Consider the following 18,841-nt stretch of genomic DNA (forward strand, 5'->3'; position numbering starts at 1 on the left):
ATGAAATCATTAGTCAAGGCGAAAAAGGAACCTGGAATTTGGATGGAAGAGGTCGCTATACCTGAATATGGCGTCAATGATGTATTAATTAAAGTGAAAAAAACAGCAATTTGTGGCACTGATATCCATATTTATTCCTGGGATGAATGGGCGCAAGCAACCATCCCCGTACCTATGATTGTTGGCCATGAGTTTTATGGCGAAATCGTTGCCGTAGGCCAAGAAGTACAAGGACTTCATGAAGGACAGCGCGTTTCTGGTGAAGGACATATAACCTGTGGTTTCTGCCGAAATTGCCGCGCAGGTAAACGCCATCTTTGTCGTAATACTTTAGGTGTGGGCGTCAACAGACCAGGTTGCTTTGCGGAATATTTATCCATACCTGCGAGTAATGTTATTGTTCTTCCTGATAATATTACTGCAGAACAGGCTTCAATTTTTGACCCCTTTGGAAATGCTACTCATTGTGCTTTGGCGTTTGATGTCGTTGGTGAAGATGTATTAATTACTGGTGCCGGGCCTATTGGTATTATGGCAGCTGCTATTGTAAGACATATAGGTGCGCGTCATGTCGTTATTACGGATGTGAATGATTATCGTTTGGAGTTAGCCCGAAAAATGGGTGTGACTCGCGCAGTAAATATTAAGTACGAAAAGCTGTCTGATGTAACTTCCGAGTTAGGAATGCTTGAGGGGTTTGATGTAGGTTTGGAGATGTCAGGAAACCCTATGGCCCTAAATAATATGATGAAAGCAATGAATCATGGTGGACATGTGGCTATGTTAGGTATTCCCCCTCAGGAAACAGCTATTGATTGGAATCAAGTTATTTTTAAAGGTCTTGTGATTAAAGGTATTTATGGACGTGAAATGTTTGAAACTTGGTATAAAATGATTGCCATGTTACAAAGTGGATTGGATATTTCACCCGTCATAACGCATCGTTTCCCAGTTGACGAGTACCAAAAAGCATTTCAAATTATGGCATCAGGCCAATCGGGCAAAGTAGTCCTTGATTGGTAGAGTTTAAAAAAAGACGGAGTAGTTATGTCACAATATATTTTTACCATGAATCGTGTCAGCAAAATTGTTGAAAATCAACGATTTATTTTAAAAGATATTTCATTAAGTTTTTTTCCTGGCGCTAAAATTGGTGTTTTAGGATTAAATGGTTCTGGTAAGTCAACTTTATTACGTATTATGGCAGGTGTTGACACTCAATATGAGGGAGAAGCACGACCACAACCAGGAATTAAAATCGGTTATCTTGAGCAAGAGCCCCGATTGGATCTGGATAAAACGGTACGGGAAGTTGTTGAAGAAGGCGTAAAGGATATGAAAGAAAAACTCGCCCGCTTTGACGAAATCAGCATGCGTTTTGCAGAGCCAATGAGCGATGATGAAATGAACAATTTACTCGCTGAGCAAGGTGAGTTGCAAAATGATATTGAAGCAGGTGGCGGTTGGGATTTAGATAGAAAACTGGATGTTGCTGCTGATGCACTGCGATTACCTGATTGGGACGCTATCGTAGGTAAATTATCAGGAGGTGAGCGTCGCAGGGTCGCTTTATGTCGTTTATTGCTTTCTAATCCTGATATGTTGTTACTTGATGAACCAACCAACCATTTGGATGCAGAATCCGTAGCTTGGTTAGAACATTACCTTGAAGGGTTCCCTGGTACAGTCGTTGCAATTACCCACGATCGATATTTCTTGGATAACGCTGCAGAATGGATATTGGAACTGGATCGTGGCGAAGGAATACCTTACAAAGGCAATTACTCTTCATGGCTTGAGCAAAAAGAAGCGCGTCTGGAGATGGAGCAGAAACAAGAAGATGCTCATATGCGTGCAATGAAAGCAGAGTTAGAGTGGGTACGAACTTCACCTAAAGGACGCCATGCTAAAAATAAGGCACGTCTCGCTCGATTTGAAGAAATGAATTCGAAAGAGTTTCAAAAACGTAATGAAACAAATGAAATTTATATCCCACCTGGTGAGCGTTTGGGCGAGTTGGTTCTTGAAGGGGAGAAAATTACAAAGTCATTTGCTGATCGAATCTTAATTGAAAATCTAGATTTTAAACTTCCTAAAGGGGGTATCTTAGGAATTATTGGTCCTAACGGAGCGGGTAAGTCTACATTCTTGAAAATGATTACTGGTCAGGAAAATCCTGATGATGGTGAAATTCGCGTTGGTGAAACGGTTCAGTTGGCTTATGTAGATCAGATGCGCGATGAGTTAAATCCCAATAAAACAGTATGGGAAGAGATTTCTGATGGACACGACATCATGCAAGTAGGGAGTTTTCAAATGCCTTCACGTGCCTATGTGGGACGTTTCAATTTTAAAGGCACGGATCAACAAAAGAAAATGGCTCAACTTTCTGGAGGAGAGCGTAATCGTGTGCATTTGGCAAAATTACTGAAAAGCGGTGGGAATGTATTATTACTTGACGAGCCCAGTAATGATTTGGATGTTGAGACTTTACGTGCTTTGGAAGATGCAATTCTCAATTTCCCTGGTTGTGTCATTGTGATTTCGCATGATCGATGGTTTTTAGATAGAATTTGTACTCATCTGATGGCTTTTGAAGGTGATTCCCAAATTACCTTTATTGAAGGAAATTACAGTGATTATGAAGCGGATCGAAGACGTAGGTTAGGTGATGCTGCAGATAGACCGTCACGAATTAAATACAGAAAATTAGAGTCGTAAATTTCAAGGTAACTACTCTCCCTTGCCTACGCCCCGCCCCACGACTTGTTTCGCGGGGGTGTCCGCGGGATCCAATGATGCTATGAGATTCCTGGATCCCGCGGACAAGCCGCGGGACGTAGAGGTAAGTAGTTACGTTTCAAGTTTCAATTAAGTGGAGATAAAATTTAATGAATAAGTTGTTTTGGGCAGGTTTGTTACTGTGTATTGGGGGGTTAACATCCTGTGTTGAGAATGATCCATCTACTTTAATTACTGATGATGCAGGTTATGTGCATCGGACGGTTCATTATACAAAAGATAAACGCGGTCGTGATTATTATCCTCAAAAGATTCAGGCTACAGGAGAGAAACGTTTTATTTTCGATCCGAAGGCTTCTGCATGGGCGGCTTATGATGAAGAGGGTAATCGTTTACTGACCGGCGGTGGATCAGCAGGGATTGATGTATGCGAAGAAAATTCAAATCAATCATGCAGAACCGTTACTGGAACTTTTAAAGTATATAATCGGAGAGGGGTTGACTGTAAGTCCGGGGAATATCCTGTAGATACTAAAGGTGGTGCAAAAATGCCTTATTGTACCTATTTCTATCAAGGATATACCATCCATGCTGCATATGAAGTTCCTGAACATCCATCAAGCCATGGTTGTGTTCGTATTTTCCCAAGTGCCGCTAAATGGTTAAGTGAAAACTTTTTCCAAATAGGTACAAAAGTTATTGTATTGGAATACCCTAGTGAGCCTGGTGCCAATAAACCAGCTACTAAATCTGCATAAAACCTAAGGTAAACAATACCTTAATCTAATGTAGCCTGGGTGTAGGTCCATAAGGACCGGAACCCGGGTTTCGCTGTGCTGCACCCAGGCTACCTTTTCCATCGAGAAAGACAATGCCAAATTAAGGGGTATTAGTTGGAAGTGTGGGTTGTGTGGATCGATTTTCTGGCAAAGTAGGCTGTCCAGGAGTAGCTGGAGTTTGGGTTGCCGAAGGATTTGCAGAAGTTGGCTGTGTTGAGGTAGTAGGAGGTGCAGTTTGAGTTGTTGGATTTGTTGGTGTGGTCGTAGTCGGTGCGGTTGTTTGGGGTGTGGTTGTTGTGGGTGTCGTCTTAGTCGGTGTAGTTGTTGGGGTCGTCGTTTCAATATTTGGATTCATAACAGTAGCTGGGTTAGGGTTAAAATCAGACGGTAGTTTTTGAGTTACTGTTCCTCTTGGAGCAGCAATCATCTGCGTAATTCCCAAATCTCCAGTTATCTTACGTCCTACAGTTACGTCAACACTGAGCAATTGTGTTACTTTTTCTTTATCATTCTGATAAACAACTTGCAGTGGCAAATTAATTTTCCATTGATTATCTTTGGCTTCTGTTACTACAATTTGTCCCATTACTTGACTGCTTACTGTCAGTTTTTGAGATTTAATGGCTTCCAAATTACCTGATTTTTGTAATGCTGTGTTAAAGCCAGTCCATCCTTGTTCAGTAAAGCAGAGCTGCAATTTTTGCAGTTGGGAATCTAAATTAGTTGGATTAAAATCAAAAGCTTGAGTAACTGCTTTTGCAGCCCATTTCATAACCAGTGATTGATCAATCGTTTTGGTTTCTGGAGGAATTTTATATTCACAATTGATGGGTGCCGCTGGTGCTTGCGCAGGTTGTACTGATGGTATATTTTGGCCGGGCGGTGTGGGTGTAGTAGGGGCCTGCTGCATAGCGCCTGGTGTTTGCTGAGGTGCTGGCGTTACTGGCTGAGTAGTAGTATCAGCATGTACTTGAGTACCAAGCAGGGCAAAAAGGGTACTCCAGAGTAATGTATTCTTCATGAAATCGACTCCTAAATAGTATGTAGTAATTCTGCGATAATAAGGGCTGCCAGTCTAGCAGTTTTTTGTTCGTGATCCAAAGGCGGTGACAGTTCAGCAACATCAAAACTAACTACTTTGCCACTTTGAATAATGTATTTCAAGAGTGGTAAAATTTGCCAAGGAGCAAGTCCCAGCGGTTGTGGTGCACTGACACCTGGAGCAAATGACTCGGCTAAAACATCCAAGCAAATAGTTAGGTAAATATGATCCAGATTGATCATGAAATCATCAAGAAAAGCCAAGTGCCAGGCCAAGCTGTTCGCATACAACTCTTCCGCAGTCAAATAATTAACATTAAGCTCATCAGCTCGTTCAAAAAGGGAGGGTGTATTTCCCATTTTTTGGATTCCAATACAGCAATAATGAAATGGTTGGTTGTTTTCTTTACAGTAGGCTGCGATTTGCGAAAAGGGAGTTCCCGATGTGCCTGGTTGATTTTTTTGATGAGGTCTTAAATCAAAATGTGCATCAAAATTGATAATACCCAATTTGGCATAATGAGGTGCCAATCCTTGATAATGTGCCCATGCAATTTCATGTCCACCGCCCAAGGCAACCGTTTGATGCCCTTGTTGATGGCAAAAACTGATTAAATTGGCAAATTGCGCTTGTGCGGTTTCTAGTTCATCTTCGTCACAAAAAATGGTACCTAAGTCAAAAAGAGGTTTATCTATGGAGCAAGGCAGTTTTGCCAATTGCGTTTTGATTTGATCGGGACCTAATTTTGCTCCAGGTCTTCCCATATTGCGACGAACACCAGCATCACTGGCGAAGCCAAGGAAAACAGTTTTTTTCTCTTTAGTAATGAGATCAGTTTGTTGCGCAGGAAAAATAATTTTTTGAAAGAACCGCTCTGCGTTATTCGTATCTTTTCTACCTTGCCAAAGCGAAGGATTGGCGCGTTGGTAATTGGTAAGATGTTCAAACATTAAATTCTCCCTATGTTCATATTATGATCTTTTCTCAAGTTCTTACTTCAGGATAAAAAATGTCGTAACTGCAGGATACAAAACTACAATTTTATCTTAGGTGCTTTTTATAAAATAAACATTCTTTCTCATCCTTTAACTCTTTTTTATAAAATTCAATTCCCGCTTTATGAATTACACGTTGTAAGGCAAGATGATTTATCGGTGTAAATGCAATTCTCTTTGAGTCATAAATTTATTCTTGCATTATCACAATAAAAATCAAATTTTAACTCTGCGTTTAAATGCAATTGATGGCCTTTACTTTAGAAAAATTTGCATTATAAGTCACAGTACAGCTTTTTGTTCCATCAGGAAGCATACGAATTAATTGAATTTTAGTATGTGTATAGTCACATGCAACCCAAATTTCTTCTTTACCGAATGTCCAAGTCAGTTTTTTAACTTTAGAGTTTTCATGATCAGGTGCAAGGCTTGCATTTTCTTTAGGATGACCCGAATAAAATGTAATACGAGCAAATTGATGAACACCATTTAACTCATCTGCAAATACATTCCAATCTTTTATTTCATGCTGTAACGATTGATGCGTTTGAATGATCTGTGGGCATAGTATTGTAGCAGCATATGCTGAGTGATATAAAATGACTAATCCACAAAGAAAGTTGGTACAAACAGGAACCCTCATTAATCGACCCCAGGTATTATTTATTAAATTGATTATAACATGATGACGCAATCTCAATAGAACTCTTACAAAATCTATTGTCTAGTTCAATTGTTTTTTTGCCAAAGCTCTCAAGGTCCTTCGATCAATCTTTCCTGTAAAGCCATAGGGCAATTGGTCCATAATAATGACTTGATAAGGACCTTTGCCTGCCGGGAGCGATTCGTTAGTCCAATCCATTAATGTTTGAGCGGTCAATTGGCCATTCTTAATTTTAAGTACTACATAAACAATAATTTTATCATCATTCTTTTTTTTAGGATTCGGTAAAGCAATCGCGGCAGCCTCTTTAACCGCATCATGTTGATAAAAGATATTTTCAATCTCCATGGGAGAAATAAGTTCTTTTCCGCGGCAAATAATGTCTACTTTACGACTTACGAACCAGTAATAACCCTCGTTATCTTGATAAGCAAGATCTCCCGTATGAAACCATCCGTTCTTTATCGTTTTCGCAGTCAAAGCAGCATCTTGCCAATAACCGGAACACATACTCTCACCACGCACAATAATTTCGCCTGTTTTATGTGGCTTTAAAATAGGTTCCTCCTTTTCATCAATGAGTCGCATTTCCATACCTGCTATAGGAAATCCAATTGAACCGGTTTTCTTTTTTCCATAAGGAGGATTCATGGAATAGATCTGAAGTTCGGACATACCACATCCTTCAGTAATTTCGATGTGAAATAGTAAGTTAAATTTTTCCTGGAGAAAAACAGGTGTAGCATCACCACCGGAAAAGCAAAAATTGAGTGTGTTGATTTCATAATCCAAAAGTTCAGCTTGATTAATGAGCTCAAGATAAAGCTTAGGGAAGCCATAGATTTTGGTAATTTGATGTAAGTGAAGCTTTGCTAATGCTTCCTTAGGATCAAATTTGGGTAATAGCACCACACTAGCTCCAACAGCGTGAAAAGGTAAAATTTGCGAGCCAAGACCAATCAAATAGCATACTGGAAACATCACTAATGTTTGATCGCTATGATGAATTTGAATTTGTGTTATTTGGTTTTGTGTACTTTGACTCAGACTTTGATGACTGTGTACAACCGTTTTGGGTAATCCTGTGGTGCCTGATGTAAAAAAAAGTAGGGCTGGTTTTTCCAATTCAATTTCAGTTGTTGAAGTGGGCGCCTGTGTAGGTAAGAGTAATTCTTGAAAATCAAGGGTGCCAGAATAACGACTTGCTTCTGAAGTAAGATAACATTCCTTAATTTCTTTTACTATTTTTTCATCGTTGAGTAGCTGTTTATAATAATCTGACGTTGTTATAAAAATACATGCTTCACTGTGTTTCAGAACGTAGTGAATCAATACATTATTAAATTGAATGTTCACAGGAACCGCTATAGCTCCTATCATAAAGCAAGCATAGTAACATAAAATAATTTCAATACTGTTTGGTAAAAGAAAAGCAACACAATCTCCTTTTGAAATCCCTTTTTCTAATAAAGAAGCCGCAAGATGATGAGTTAATACATAGAGTTCCTGGTAGGTATAACACTGTTGATTAATAACCAAGGCAATTTTATCAGGAAATTTTTCTGCTGAGTTACCGAGTAATGTACTTAATCGATACATCGATAAAATCCTTAAAGTTGTTTTCTCTATGGAACTTCTAAGATCGTAAAAATTGAGCCCAACACAGATTTGATATTTACAATCTATAATAGAATTCCTTCATCTGGCAATGCATGCGCATAAAAATATGCCAAGTTTGTTCAATGTCTGGTATTATCTGCGCATGGCAAATCAAAAGAGTAAGAGAACATTGTGATTGTTATTACCGGTGGAGGAAGTGGGATAGGAAGATCATTAGCTTTTTCTTTGGCAAAACGAGATCAATCAATCTTAATCGTAGGCAGAAGAGAAGAGTTATTGAAGGAAACAGCGGCTTTTTCTTCAAAAATTCAATATACTTGCGCTGACATCTCAACACATGAAGGTTTAGAGTCAATCAAAAATCACCTAAATAATGTGAGTCAAGTGAGTGCCCTGGTTAATAATGCAGGGACCTTAAATCCATTGGCTCTCCTGAAGGATGTTGAGCCTAAAGACTGGAATCATGCATTCAATACAAATTTGAATGCTGCTCTTTTTCTCCCACAAATGATCTATGATAAATTGACTCATGGCCGTGTTTTAAATATCAGTTCCGGAGCTGCTTATTTTGCAATTAGGGGATGGGGGGCATATTGTGCATCTAAAGCAGCATTGTCGATGCTCACCAAATGTTGGCAGTTGGAGTCTAACTCAATTGCTTTTGCCAGTGTTATGCCGGGAATAATTGACACAAAAATGCAAGAGATTGCCCGAAGTAATGAAAATCCTGCCTATGATCAGGTCAATTTTTATAAGCGATTAAACGATGCAAATCGTTTAATTTCACCGGATACAGTTGCCGAATTTTTGACTTGGCTTTTATTGGATGTGGATAAGAAGACTTTTGTATCCAAAGAGTGGGATATCTATGATACCAAACATCATAAAGCCTGGCTCAAACCCCCGCATCAAGTTCTTTATTGGGATTTTTAATGTCTGCGTGTGAAAAATTATTATTAAATGCAACTACTATTGATGCTCAGGGAAACCAGTTAACTCAGCAAGCTATTGCGACTAAAAATGGTCTTATTGAATGGTGTGGGCCGCAAGCACAAATGCCTTCGCAATTTTATGAACTGCACCATAAAGAAGAATGTCAGGGGAAATTAGTTACTCCAGGTCTTATCGATTGTCATACTCATTTGGTTTATGGGGGGGATCGATCAACCGAGTTTCAAATGAAACTAGCCGGAGTTAGTTATGCTGAAATTGCCAAGGCAGGTGGTGGAATTTTGTCTACGGTACGCCACACACGAGCAGCGTCTGAAGAGGAATTGCTCCAACAATCCTTACCTAGAATTCTTGCTTTACGTGCTGATGGTGTGACAACAGTCGAGATTAAGTCAGGTTATGGACTGGATTTGCCTAATGAATTAAAAATGCTGCGAGTAGCAAAGCGTTTAGGTGAGCTAACGGGATTAAGAGTTAGAAAAACTTTTCTTGGTGCGCATGCAGTAGGCCCTGAATTTCAAGGAAATAGTCAGGCTTATATCGATGTTCTTTGTCACGAAATGTTACCCGCATTGTATGAAGAAAATTTAGCAGACTCAGTAGACGTATTTTGTGAGTCCATTGCTTTTTCACTCAAACAAACAGAACAAGTTTTTACTGCTGCACGGAAATTAAATCTTCCTATAAAATGTCATGCCGAGCAATTATCCAATCTTGGAGCAAGTGAGCTTGCAGCAGAGTTTGGCGCTTTGTCTTGTGATCATTTGGAGTTTCTGGATGAGAAAGGAGCATATGCTATGGCAAAGGCAAACACAGTTGCTGTTTTACTCCCGGGTGCCTATTATTTTCTACGTGAAAAACAAAAGCCTCCAGTAGAGTTACTGCGACGAGCTGGAGTAGGTATGGCAATTGCCACCGATTGTAATCCTGGTTCATCGCCAACTACTTCATTACGTTTGATGATGAGTATGGCCTGCCAATTTTTTTCATTATCAGTTCCTGAAGCACTCGCGGCAGTTACAAGTCAAGCTGCAAGAGCATTAGGTTTGCAAAAAACGCTCGGTACACTTGCTAAAGGTATGCACGCTGATTTGCTATTATGGTCTGTTAGTGACAGTGCCGCTCTGTGTTATTATTTTGCCTATCCCTTATCACATCGTATGATGATTGCAGGAGAATGGGTTTCTACAGAGAATAATTATTAGGAAATAAAATGATGTTGAAACCACTAAAAACAATGTTCTCTTTATGTTTTATTGTAAGCTCTTTCGCTGTTTGGGCAGTAAATCCAGTATCAATTAAAAAAGAGACGCCCGCTTATATTCTTGATATCAAATACCCACAAGAATTTAAAGACCCGCGCATCAATGCTGCAGTACAGAGTTTCATTGAAAAAACTAAAAAAAGTTTTTTTAAAGAAATCGCAGATGATGCGGATGTTCCTGCTGATGCACCAGGAAAGTCGGGTTTAAATGTCACTTATTCTTTGCCCTATAAAACGAAAAATGCCTTAAGTGTGTCTTTTAATATTTCGATTTATCACCGGGGAGCTGCACATCCTTCAAATACAGTGGCGGTATTAAATTTCATTAATGGTCGTCAAGTTAATTTATCTGATTTATTTCGTCCTGAAGTAAATTATTTAAAGCCTATTGCCAGTTTCTGCAGCAAAGAAATTACTAAGAAAAATATTTCGGACAAAAAATGGATTGAAGAAGGTACCAAGCCTATAGATAAAAATTATAAAATTTGGTCTTTTTCTTCTGATGGAATAAATATTATTTTTGATACGTACCAGGTCGCTGCTTATGTCTATGGTCCGCAGACGGTAAAAATACCTTTGTCACAAATTTCTTCTTTACTCAATCCTGAAGTAATGCATAGTGTTTGGGGTCGTTAATGGCTGATACTCCTTTTATAGCTGCTGATAAAAATGTAGCTGAACTTTCTTTTCGAGTTATTCTTCTTGCAATAATACTGACTGTTTTGTTGGCTATGTCCAATGCGTATCTTGCTTTGAAGCTGGGGATTTTGACTTCTGCATCCATTCCGGCTGCAATTATTTCTATGGGGATTTTGCGCTTTTTTAAAAATTCCACCATTCTTGAGAATAATGCAGTGCAAACCGCAGCATCTGCTGGTGAGGCTGTGGCAGGAGGGATTGTTTATACCATTCCCGCATTGATTATTATTGGTTTTTGGAATCATTTTGATTACCTCACTAATTTTTTCATTGCGGTTTGTGGTGGAGTTCTAGGGGTATTATTTTCCATTCCACTACGTCGTATTTTAGTCCACGATCAATCTTTAAAATTTCCCGAAGGGAGAGCAATTGCGGAAGTATTAAAATCGTCCGTTGAAAAAACAGGTCTTAAGGACATATTAATTGGGGGAGCAGTAGGTGCTCTGGTTGAATTATTCCAAACAGGATTTAAAGTAATTGCTAACAGTTGGGGCTATTGGTTCGTGGTAAAACGATCGTTATTTGGTCTTGGCGCTGGTTTCTCCGCTACGATGATAGGTGCTGGTTATCTTGTTGGCCATGATATGACGATTAGTATCTTTTTGGGAGCAGTAATCTCTTGGTTAGTTGCATTGCCTGTAGTCAGCTACTTTAATCCCGAATTTGTAAATCATTATCCTGCTGAACAAGCTGCAACGTTTTTATGGAACAGCGAAATGCGCTATCTGGGCATAGGCGCTATGTTGTTTGCAGGAGTGTGGACTTTTTTAAAATTAGTTAAACCACTTTCTAGAAGTATCCATACTTCACTGAAAACATTTATGTCTAAAGGAAGCGTTAGTTCGCAGTTGCCTCGGATTGATAAGGACATCCCTTTGCCTTATATTTTAATTGGTACTGGTGCATTTGCTGCAATCTTGTTTCTTTTTTTTCAGCTTGTTCTGCCTTTGGGACAAGTAGGATTGGACAATCAATATTCACCAACTCTGGTTTTTTTTGCTGTACTTTATGTCTTATTTATAGGCTTTATTTTTTCGGTTATTACCGCCTATTTTTCAGGTATGGTAGGTGTTACTGCAAGTCCTGGGAGTTCTGTTGTCATCTCAGGAATGCTTTTTGCCGCATGGTTGCTGTTAGTCGCTATTGATCATTTATTGCCATTACCTTTAAGTGCGCAACAAATCCAGGCCGCTGAAGCAATTACGATTATTATTGGCGCTGTAGTTACTGGCATTGCGGCAATTGCGAATGATAATACCCAAGATCTTAAAGTAGGACAGCTAGTCGGGGCTACACCATGGAAACAACAATTGATGTTATTGCTGGGGGTAGTGATTTCTTCTTTAGTTATTCCACCAGTAATGCAGTTGTTATTTAATGTTTATGGAATTGCGGGAGTAATGCCTCATCCTGATATGGATATAAGTCAATCGTTGCCTGCGCCAACGGCCGCTTTAATGGCTGCTATTACGGAGGCTGTATTTAGAAATTCATTACCATGGGCCATGATGTTGATTGGTTCTGCAATTATTCTGATTATTATTTTTCTCAATCATATTTTTAAATTACGCCGTTATTTAAATTTATCCATTCTAGGAATCGCTATAGGAATGTATTTACCACTTTCCTCTTCATTCCCACTGTTTATTGGCGGTATGATTGCATTGCTCGTTAAAGAACGTTTGAAACGCACGACCCCTGTTAAAGAAGAAGCAATGATCCGCAAACAAAGAGGGACTCTGATTGCCTGTGGTTTGGTAGCAGGTTCTGCAATTATGGATGTGTTGCTTGCTATTCCTTTTTCAATCTTTCAAAGCCCAGATGCTTTGCAATTGGTCGGCCCAGGCTGGGAAAATATAGGTGTGTATTTGGGAGTTTTATCTACTTTAATACTTGCTTGGTGGATCAATCATCGGGTAGTTGGAAAAAGAAACGATTCGGCCTCCTAATTTTCGTAGCCTGGGTGCAGCGCAGCGAAACCCGGGTTCCGGTCCTTATGGACCTACACCCAGGCTACATTTTTGATTTTGTTTTATTGGAATTGAAATTCTAAATGTAGCCTGGGTGTAGCGCAGCAAAACCCGGGTTCCGATTAGACCTACACCCATCACGGTTTTTCCGTGTAGAGTGACCCCTTCTTTACAATGACTCTACCCTGGTTTTATGTTGTAACAGCTTGTCTTTAGTTTGCTGTGCCTGCGCCAATTTTTCACGTTCTTTAGCGATAATTTCTGCAGGTGCTTTATCAGTAAATTTAGGGTTATTTAATTTACCTTCGGCAAGCCCAATGTCTTTATCTAATTTAGCTAATTCCTTTGTTAAACGCGCCAACTCTGCATCTTTGTCAATTAAATCAGCCATTGGAATGAGTAATTCAATTTCACCTAATACAGCAGTTGCAGATACGGGCACCTTTTCATCTGCTCCCAGATAATGAATATGACTTAATTTACTCAATGCTTTTAAAGTATGCTGATATTTTTCCACTCTTTCTTTAAGCTCTGGTGTACTATTACGCATATAAAGTGGAATAAGTTTAGCGGGTGAAATCGACATTTCACTACGTATGGTGCGTACAGCTTGAATCGCTGATTTTAACCATTCCAACTCTTCTTCGATCGCCTCATTGATGAATTCATGATTCACTTGAGGGTAAGCGCTAATCATAATGCTCGTGCCATCATCACTGGTTAAATTTGTAGTACGCTGCCAAATTTCTTCGGTAATGAATGGCATTAAAGGGTGCAACATTTTAAGAATTTGATCAAGAACGTGAATCAAGGTCCTGCGAGTACCTCGCTTTAAAGCACCCAATGCATGTTCATCTTGTAATACCGGCTTGGATAATTCCAGGTACCAATCGCAATATTCGTGCCAAACAAATTCGTAAATCGTGTTTGATAACAAATCAAATCGATACGTTTCAAAATAATGATGTACTTTGTTTATGGTGCGTTGCAAACGGGATAAAATCCATTGATCTGACGGGCTATACTGAAATGCCCCGTCATCGAAATCTATTTGTTCCTCATCGGTATTGAGCAATACGTACCGTGCAGCATTCCACAGTTTGTTGCAAAAATTGCGATAACCTTCCACTCGGCCTATATCAAAGCGTACATTACGACCGGTAGATGCAAGAGAGCAATAGGTAAAGCGAAGGGCATCTGTTCCATAGGCACTAATGCCTTCAGGGAATTCTTTACGTGTGTTTTTGATTATTTTGTCACGAACTGATTGCAACATGAGATTAGAAGTTCGTTTTGCAATAAGTGATTCGAGATCAATTCCATCAACAATGTCCAGCGGGTCAAGCACATTGCCTTTAGATTTGGACATTTTATGTCCTTCACTATCTCGAATTAATCCGGTAATAAAGACTTCTTTAAAAGGAATTTTTCCGGTAAATTTTAAGCCCATCATAATCATACGAGCAACCCAGAAAAAGATAATATCAAAACCAGTAACGAGTACTGAAGTCGGATAGAACTGTTCTAATTCAGGGGTACGTTCAGGCCAGCCCAGTGTTGAGAAAGGCCAAAGCGCGGAAGAAAACCAGGTATCTAGAACGTCTTCATCTTGCTTGAGTACCGTTGAATCTTTAATTTTGTATTTAAAACGCACATCGTTTTCACTGTACCCTACATAAACATTACCATTGCTGTCATACCATGCAGGTATCCGATGGCCCCACCATAATTGACGGCTAATACACCAATCTTCAATGTTATCCATCCATTGAAAATAGGTTTTGGTCCAGGTTTCTGGAATAAATCGAATTTCACCGTTTTTCACAGCAGCTATTGCAGGTTCAGCTAATGGTTGGGTTTTTACATACCATTGATCGGTGAGCAGGGGTTCTATAATGACATGCGATTTTTCGCCACGAGGTACTTTTAATTTATGTGGTTCGGTTTTAATTAATAAGCCTGCTGTTTCCAGATCCTTAATAATTTGTTCTCGAGCTACAAATCGGTCCATACCTTGATATTTTAAAGGGGCATTCTTATTAATAGAGGCTTTTTTGGTTAAGATATTTATAACAGGAAGCTGATGACGTTTACCTACTTCATGATCGTTAAAGTCATGGGCAGGTGTGATTTTAACGCAGCCACTGCCGAACTCTTTATCGACATATTCATCAGCGATTATGGGGATGGTCCGCTCACAAAGCGGGAGATGAACCTGTTGTCCGATAAGATGTTTGAAGCGTGGATCTTCAGGATGTACGGCAACTGCTGTGTCTCCTAACATGGTTTCAGGACGTGTAGTAGCTACAATAAGCGATTCAGTTGAGTTAACAACTGGGTAGCGAATATGCCAGAGGAAACCATCTTCTTCTTCAGAAAGTACTTCAAGATCAGATACTGCGGTACCTAACTTAGGATCCCAATTCACTAGACGGGTTCCACGGTAAATTAGTCCTTCGTCATAGAGTTGCACAAATACTTTTTGTACAGCAGCTGATAATCCTTCATCCATGGTAAATCGTTCACGACTCCAGTCTACTGAAGTCCCCAAACGTCTCATTTGTTGTGTGATGGTATTACCTGATTCATTTTTCCATTGCCAAACGCGCTCTAAAAATTGTTCACGGCTAAGATCTTTTCTGGAAACTCCTGAAGCCTCGAGCTGACGTTCAACGACAAGTTGCGTTGAAATTCCTGCGTGGTCAGTACCCGGTTGCCATAAAGTTCTATCACCTAACATCCGATGATAACGGGTCAACGCATCCATAATCGTATGCTGAAAACCATGTCCCATGTGCAGGCTACCCGTGACGTTAGGAGGAGGAAGCATGATGCAATATTTTTTACCGTCACCATGAGGTTGGAAATAATGATGATTTTCCCAATTTTTATAGCATGTTTTTTCAATTGCTTCAGGGGAATAGATTTTATCCATGATTAAACCTGTACTGATAAAAGACGAAATATTATCACAAATTCAATCGTAAGTTGAGTTAATTAGGGGCCACAATGTAAGGTGTTTAAATTAAACAAAAGGTATATGGAGCAACTGTCTTGAATTTTATTTAAAACAGTTGCTCTGCTTGCTTATTTTCAAACTACATACCCATATTGGCATTTCGGGGTGTTTTTCTCTGAGGACGATGAAGATTCTTCTGGAGTAAACAGACCAAATTGACTGAGTCTTTGAGCGCTGCATTGATGTATATTTTTTTGCTCGTTATCCGACTCGAGGAGTTCTTCAAGCTGGAGATAGCCGAATTTAAGAAGATGTGCCCGTTCAGATTCCTTGTCCTTATTGAGGGCAAATTTATTCTGGATATAAGGTATAAAGGAGACTATTTGTGCTTCCTCATATTTATTTTTTAATGAACGGATAAAGGCATCCAGTTTTTCTTGACTGATATCAACGGCTTTTAAGGCTTCCCAATCTTCATTCGTTCTCTCTTCCAATATAATGCCTTTCTCCCATGCGCTTTTAATGGCATCGCGATTGGTATCATGAATACAGTCTTTAAAATGCTGACGGACAAATTCACGAATTTCTTGTTTGATGATGTCCTCGGTAAGCAGAATAAAAAAAGGATGACCGAGTACGGATTGGAATAAACGGCGCTTCACCCCTGAAAAGCAACTGGGTCTGTCGCCTTCGAGATCATCAAATTCCTCAGTGACCTGGTTTTCGTCGGCATCAGTGATAATGCGGGTTTTGTCCCAGTTATGTGCGCGTCCAATGAGTGCGAGCTCATCGATGAAGTGTTCCCATCGTGATTCAAAGGTATGATGGTCAATACATGGCATGGTTTTATCCATAACTGCCAAATAAAGCATACTGATAAGCGATTGGTATTCCTCAAAGGTGGACCACTTTTCGGCGGTATTATGCGGATTAACATAAACATAACTGGCCTGTTCGTGCATCCAGGGGTTGGGTTTGGATAAATAACGCCATGCAGAATGTACTTTATGTTGATAGTAGACTTTCAGAGCATCTTGATGGGTTGGCTCATCGAGATGAAGAGCTTGTAATGCTTCCCAGCGTAGGGGGAGCGTTATCGTGGTTTGTTTGCCTTGATGCTCGATGGTGAGGGTTGCTGGGTTTTGTTCATAGTGTTGTGTAAGGGTAGTGTATAAATCCTCCATCACCGCAGGGACACTGGCTTGCTTGAGCATGGGCTGATAATGTGTAATGGCTCTTTTGAGGCGTTGCTGCTCCCCTTGCGTCAGCGCGGTCATGGAAGATTCTCTGTCTTGCGCTAGAGCCTGTAAATCCAGAGCGCCGTGTTGTTCTGCATGGTAAAAGTTGTTTTGTGCGGCAAGCTCGCGTACGGCGGGAATCCCTAATAAGAGTTCAGCTGCTGTTTCATTCCCTAAACTTAAGGCAAGACGCAACAATTCGTTGGGCTGATGCGGTGTCACTTCGGTATGGGCTAATGCTTTCACCGACGGAATGCTGATTAGGAATAAAATATCATCTCTGCGTGCGGGATCATTTTGTCTGATGAGATTTCTTAAGACATAAAATAGGAGTTTTCCTTCCTCGGGGGAGGTGATATCAAATACTGCATAAGCATTATCGTGCTCAATGGTATTTTTCTGGACCTGAAGGTCAGCAAGCTTTTGGGTCACAAAAGGGATAACATGTTGCGCAAACTCAAGATGATGCTGTTCTGCAAAAGCCAAAGCATTGGCTTGGGAAAGTAAATAGTTGATGACAGGAGTATGTAAAGTAGCCCTATGAAGAGCCTCATAGTTATCAGCGGCAATCATGTCTTGCAGTTTTCCGGGGGCTTCTTCGGCTAGGTATTGCAGGACAGATAAATGACCGTTTTTGGCAGCCAAAGTAAAAGCATAGTAGTTTTGAGCAGTGATTATCTCGTGCAGTTTTTCAGGAGCTTTTTCAGCAAAGAATTGCAGGACCGATAAATGACCGTTGGCCGCAGCAGCTCTAAAAGCTAGATATCCCTCAGCAGCGATCATCTCGTGTAATTTTCCAGGAGCTTTTTCGGCCAAGTATTCAAGGATTGATAAATGACCATTTTCGGCAGCGATTCTAAAAGCAGAGTAGTTCTTAGTAGCGATCATTTCTTGCAGTTTTTCAGGGGCTTTTTTAGCCATGTACTTAAGGATAGATAAATGTCCATTTTCAGCAGCATTTTTAAAAGAGGAGCAGTTTTGGTTAACAATCATGGCGCTCAGTTTTCTAGGAGCTTTCTCAGCCAAGAATTGAAGAACTGTTAAGTAACCATTTTCTGCAGCAAGTCTAAAAGCGTGGAAGTCATCAGCATCGATCATCTTTTGCAGTTTTTCAGGTGCTTTCTCAGCCAAGAATTGAAGAACTGTTAAATGACCATTTTCGGCAGCGAGTCTAAAAGCTAAATAGTTCATAGCAGCGATCATCTCTTGTAGTTTTTCAGGATCTTTTTCAGCCAGGAATTGAAGAACTGTTAAATGACCATTCTCGGCAGCGAAACTAAAAGCAGAGTAATGCTGAGCAGTGATCATCTTTTTTAGTTTTTCAGGAGCTTTTTCGGCTAAGTATTGAAGGATTGATAAATGACCGTTTTCTGCACTATGTCTAAAAGCCAGATAGTTATCCGCAGCAATCATATCTTGTAATGATCGTGTAGAATATTTTGTCATTAAGTCCTTAAAATAATTCTCATTACCCCATAAAACTGCTGCGTAAAACATCAATTGATCCGATACCCCTAACATATCTCCTATGCGCTGAAGGGATTGTGAATTAAATTCAGGATGACTGAGTGCAATCCCTAGCCAGAGACATAGTATTTCTCTAGTGTAGACTGGGAGGGTGATTGCTTTTAGGCGATAAATTAACGCGTGCTCATCACAGGCTTGCATTAGGGGGATTAACGAGTTAGGAAGGTCTTTAAAAAAAAGTGTATTCCAGAGAGTTTGCGGAATTAACTTGGCTTGTGGATGCTGCATTCGTTCTGCATGCGTGGAAAATTTCATTTTTATGACCTTGCATGTGCTTGCTAATTAGGCAATCTGCGCATGGTAATGGCTTTGAATGCTTATTAAAAATTGATTATTTATATGCGTGATATACAAATTTTTGATGATACTCATGGACGTAGTTTTATCCGGA

13 protein-coding genes are annotated in these 18,841 nt (G+C 39.8%); 7 read left to right on the forward strand and 6 right to left on the reverse strand.

What is annotated here, in order from left to right:
• The 3 genes from tdh (at window position 1) to Lani_RS09330 (ending at window position 3,500) form a co-directional block, all read left to right on the forward strand.
• Window positions 1-1,023 (forward strand): L-threonine 3-dehydrogenase, encoded by a 1,023-nt coding sequence (gene tdh, locus Lani_RS09320; protein WP_019233781.1) that lies wholly within the window; start codon window positions 1-3, stop codon window positions 1,021-1,023.
• A 24-nt stretch (window positions 1,024-1,047) separates the two neighbouring features.
• Window positions 1,048-2,721 carry an energy-dependent translational throttle protein EttA gene (ettA, locus tag Lani_RS09325; RefSeq protein ID WP_019233780.1) on the forward strand — a complete coding sequence of 558 codons (1,674 nt, stop codon included), beginning with the start codon at window positions 1,048-1,050 and terminating at the stop codon, window positions 2,719-2,721.
• 170 nt (window positions 2,722-2,891) lie between these two features.
• On the forward strand, window positions 2,892-3,500 hold the full coding sequence (locus Lani_RS09330) for a L,D-transpeptidase (protein ID WP_019233779.1): 609 nt from the start codon (window positions 2,892-2,894) through the stop codon (window positions 3,498-3,500).
• A 121-nt stretch (window positions 3,501-3,621) separates the two neighbouring features.
• Here Lani_RS09330 and Lani_RS09335 read toward each other — a convergent pair whose 3' ends face one another.
• The 4 genes from Lani_RS09335 to Lani_RS09350 all read right to left on the reverse strand — a co-directional run bounded on the left by Lani_RS09335 (window position 3,622) and on the right by Lani_RS09350 (window position 7,821).
• The gene (locus tag Lani_RS09335) at window positions 3,622-4,542 is read right to left on the reverse strand and encodes a DotI/IcmL family type IV secretion protein (RefSeq protein WP_019233778.1); all 921 of its coding nucleotides are present in this window, start codon (window positions 4,540-4,542) and stop codon (window positions 3,622-3,624) included.
• An 11-nt stretch (window positions 4,543-4,553) separates the two neighbouring features.
• Complete coding sequence (gene hutG / locus Lani_RS09340) at window positions 4,554-5,513, reverse strand: formimidoylglutamase (protein ID WP_019233777.1); 960 nt, start codon at window positions 5,511-5,513, stop codon at window positions 4,554-4,556.
• Window positions 5,514-5,793: 280 nt separating this feature from the next.
• The gene (locus Lani_RS09345; protein WP_019233776.1) at window positions 5,794-6,201 is read right to left on the reverse strand and encodes an STY0301 family protein; all 408 of its coding nucleotides are present in this window, start codon (window positions 6,199-6,201) and stop codon (window positions 5,794-5,796) included.
• 81 nt (window positions 6,202-6,282) lie between these two features.
• Window positions 6,283-7,821 carry a class I adenylate-forming enzyme family protein gene (locus Lani_RS09350; RefSeq protein ID WP_019233775.1) on the reverse strand — a complete coding sequence of 513 codons (1,539 nt, stop codon included), beginning with the start codon at window positions 7,819-7,821 and terminating at the stop codon, window positions 6,283-6,285.
• Between the two features lie 192 nt (window positions 7,822-8,013).
• Here Lani_RS09350 and Lani_RS09355 point away from each other — a divergent pair, with 192 nt between their 5' ends.
• From Lani_RS09355 to Lani_RS09370, 4 genes are read left to right on the forward strand one after another with little or no spacing between them, the layout of a single operon-like run.
• Window positions 8,014-8,775, forward strand: a complete 762-nt coding sequence (locus tag Lani_RS09355) for an SDR family NAD(P)-dependent oxidoreductase (protein ID WP_019233774.1) — start codon at window positions 8,014-8,016, stop codon at window positions 8,773-8,775.
• Entirely contained in the window at window positions 8,775-9,998 is a 1,224-nt protein-coding gene (gene hutI, locus Lani_RS09360) for an imidazolonepropionase (RefSeq protein ID WP_019233773.1), read from the forward strand. The genes Lani_RS09355 and hutI overlap by 1 nt, the downstream gene beginning before the upstream one ends.
• An 11-nt stretch (window positions 9,999-10,009) precedes the next feature.
• Window positions 10,010-10,693, forward strand: coding sequence for a DUF3298 and DUF4163 domain-containing protein (locus Lani_RS09365; RefSeq protein WP_019233772.1), 684 nt, complete (start codon window positions 10,010-10,012; stop codon window positions 10,691-10,693).
• On the forward strand, window positions 10,693-12,705 hold the full coding sequence (locus Lani_RS09370) for an OPT family oligopeptide transporter (RefSeq protein ID WP_019233771.1): 2,013 nt from the start codon (window positions 10,693-10,695) through the stop codon (window positions 12,703-12,705). Before Lani_RS09365 ends, Lani_RS09370 begins: the two co-directional genes overlap by 1 nt.
• Before the next feature lie 190 nt (window positions 12,706-12,895).
• Here the strand turns inward: Lani_RS09370 and Lani_RS09375 are convergent, their stop codons facing one another.
• Both Lani_RS09375 and Lani_RS09380 read right to left on the reverse strand, forming a co-directional pair.
• Window positions 12,896-15,661, reverse strand: coding sequence for a valine--tRNA ligase (locus tag Lani_RS09375; protein WP_019233770.1), 2,766 nt, complete (start codon window positions 15,659-15,661; stop codon window positions 12,896-12,898).
• Between the two features lie 158 nt (window positions 15,662-15,819).
• Entirely contained in the window at window positions 15,820-18,705 is a 2,886-nt protein-coding gene (locus Lani_RS09380) for an ankyrin repeat domain-containing protein (RefSeq protein WP_058388517.1), read from the reverse strand.
• Between the last annotated feature and the right edge of the window lie 136 nt (window positions 18,706-18,841).

This window comes from Legionella anisa (assembly GCF_001467525.1).
In the GTDB taxonomy this organism is placed as follows: Bacteria; Pseudomonadota; Gammaproteobacteria; order Legionellales; family Legionellaceae; genus Legionella; species Legionella anisa.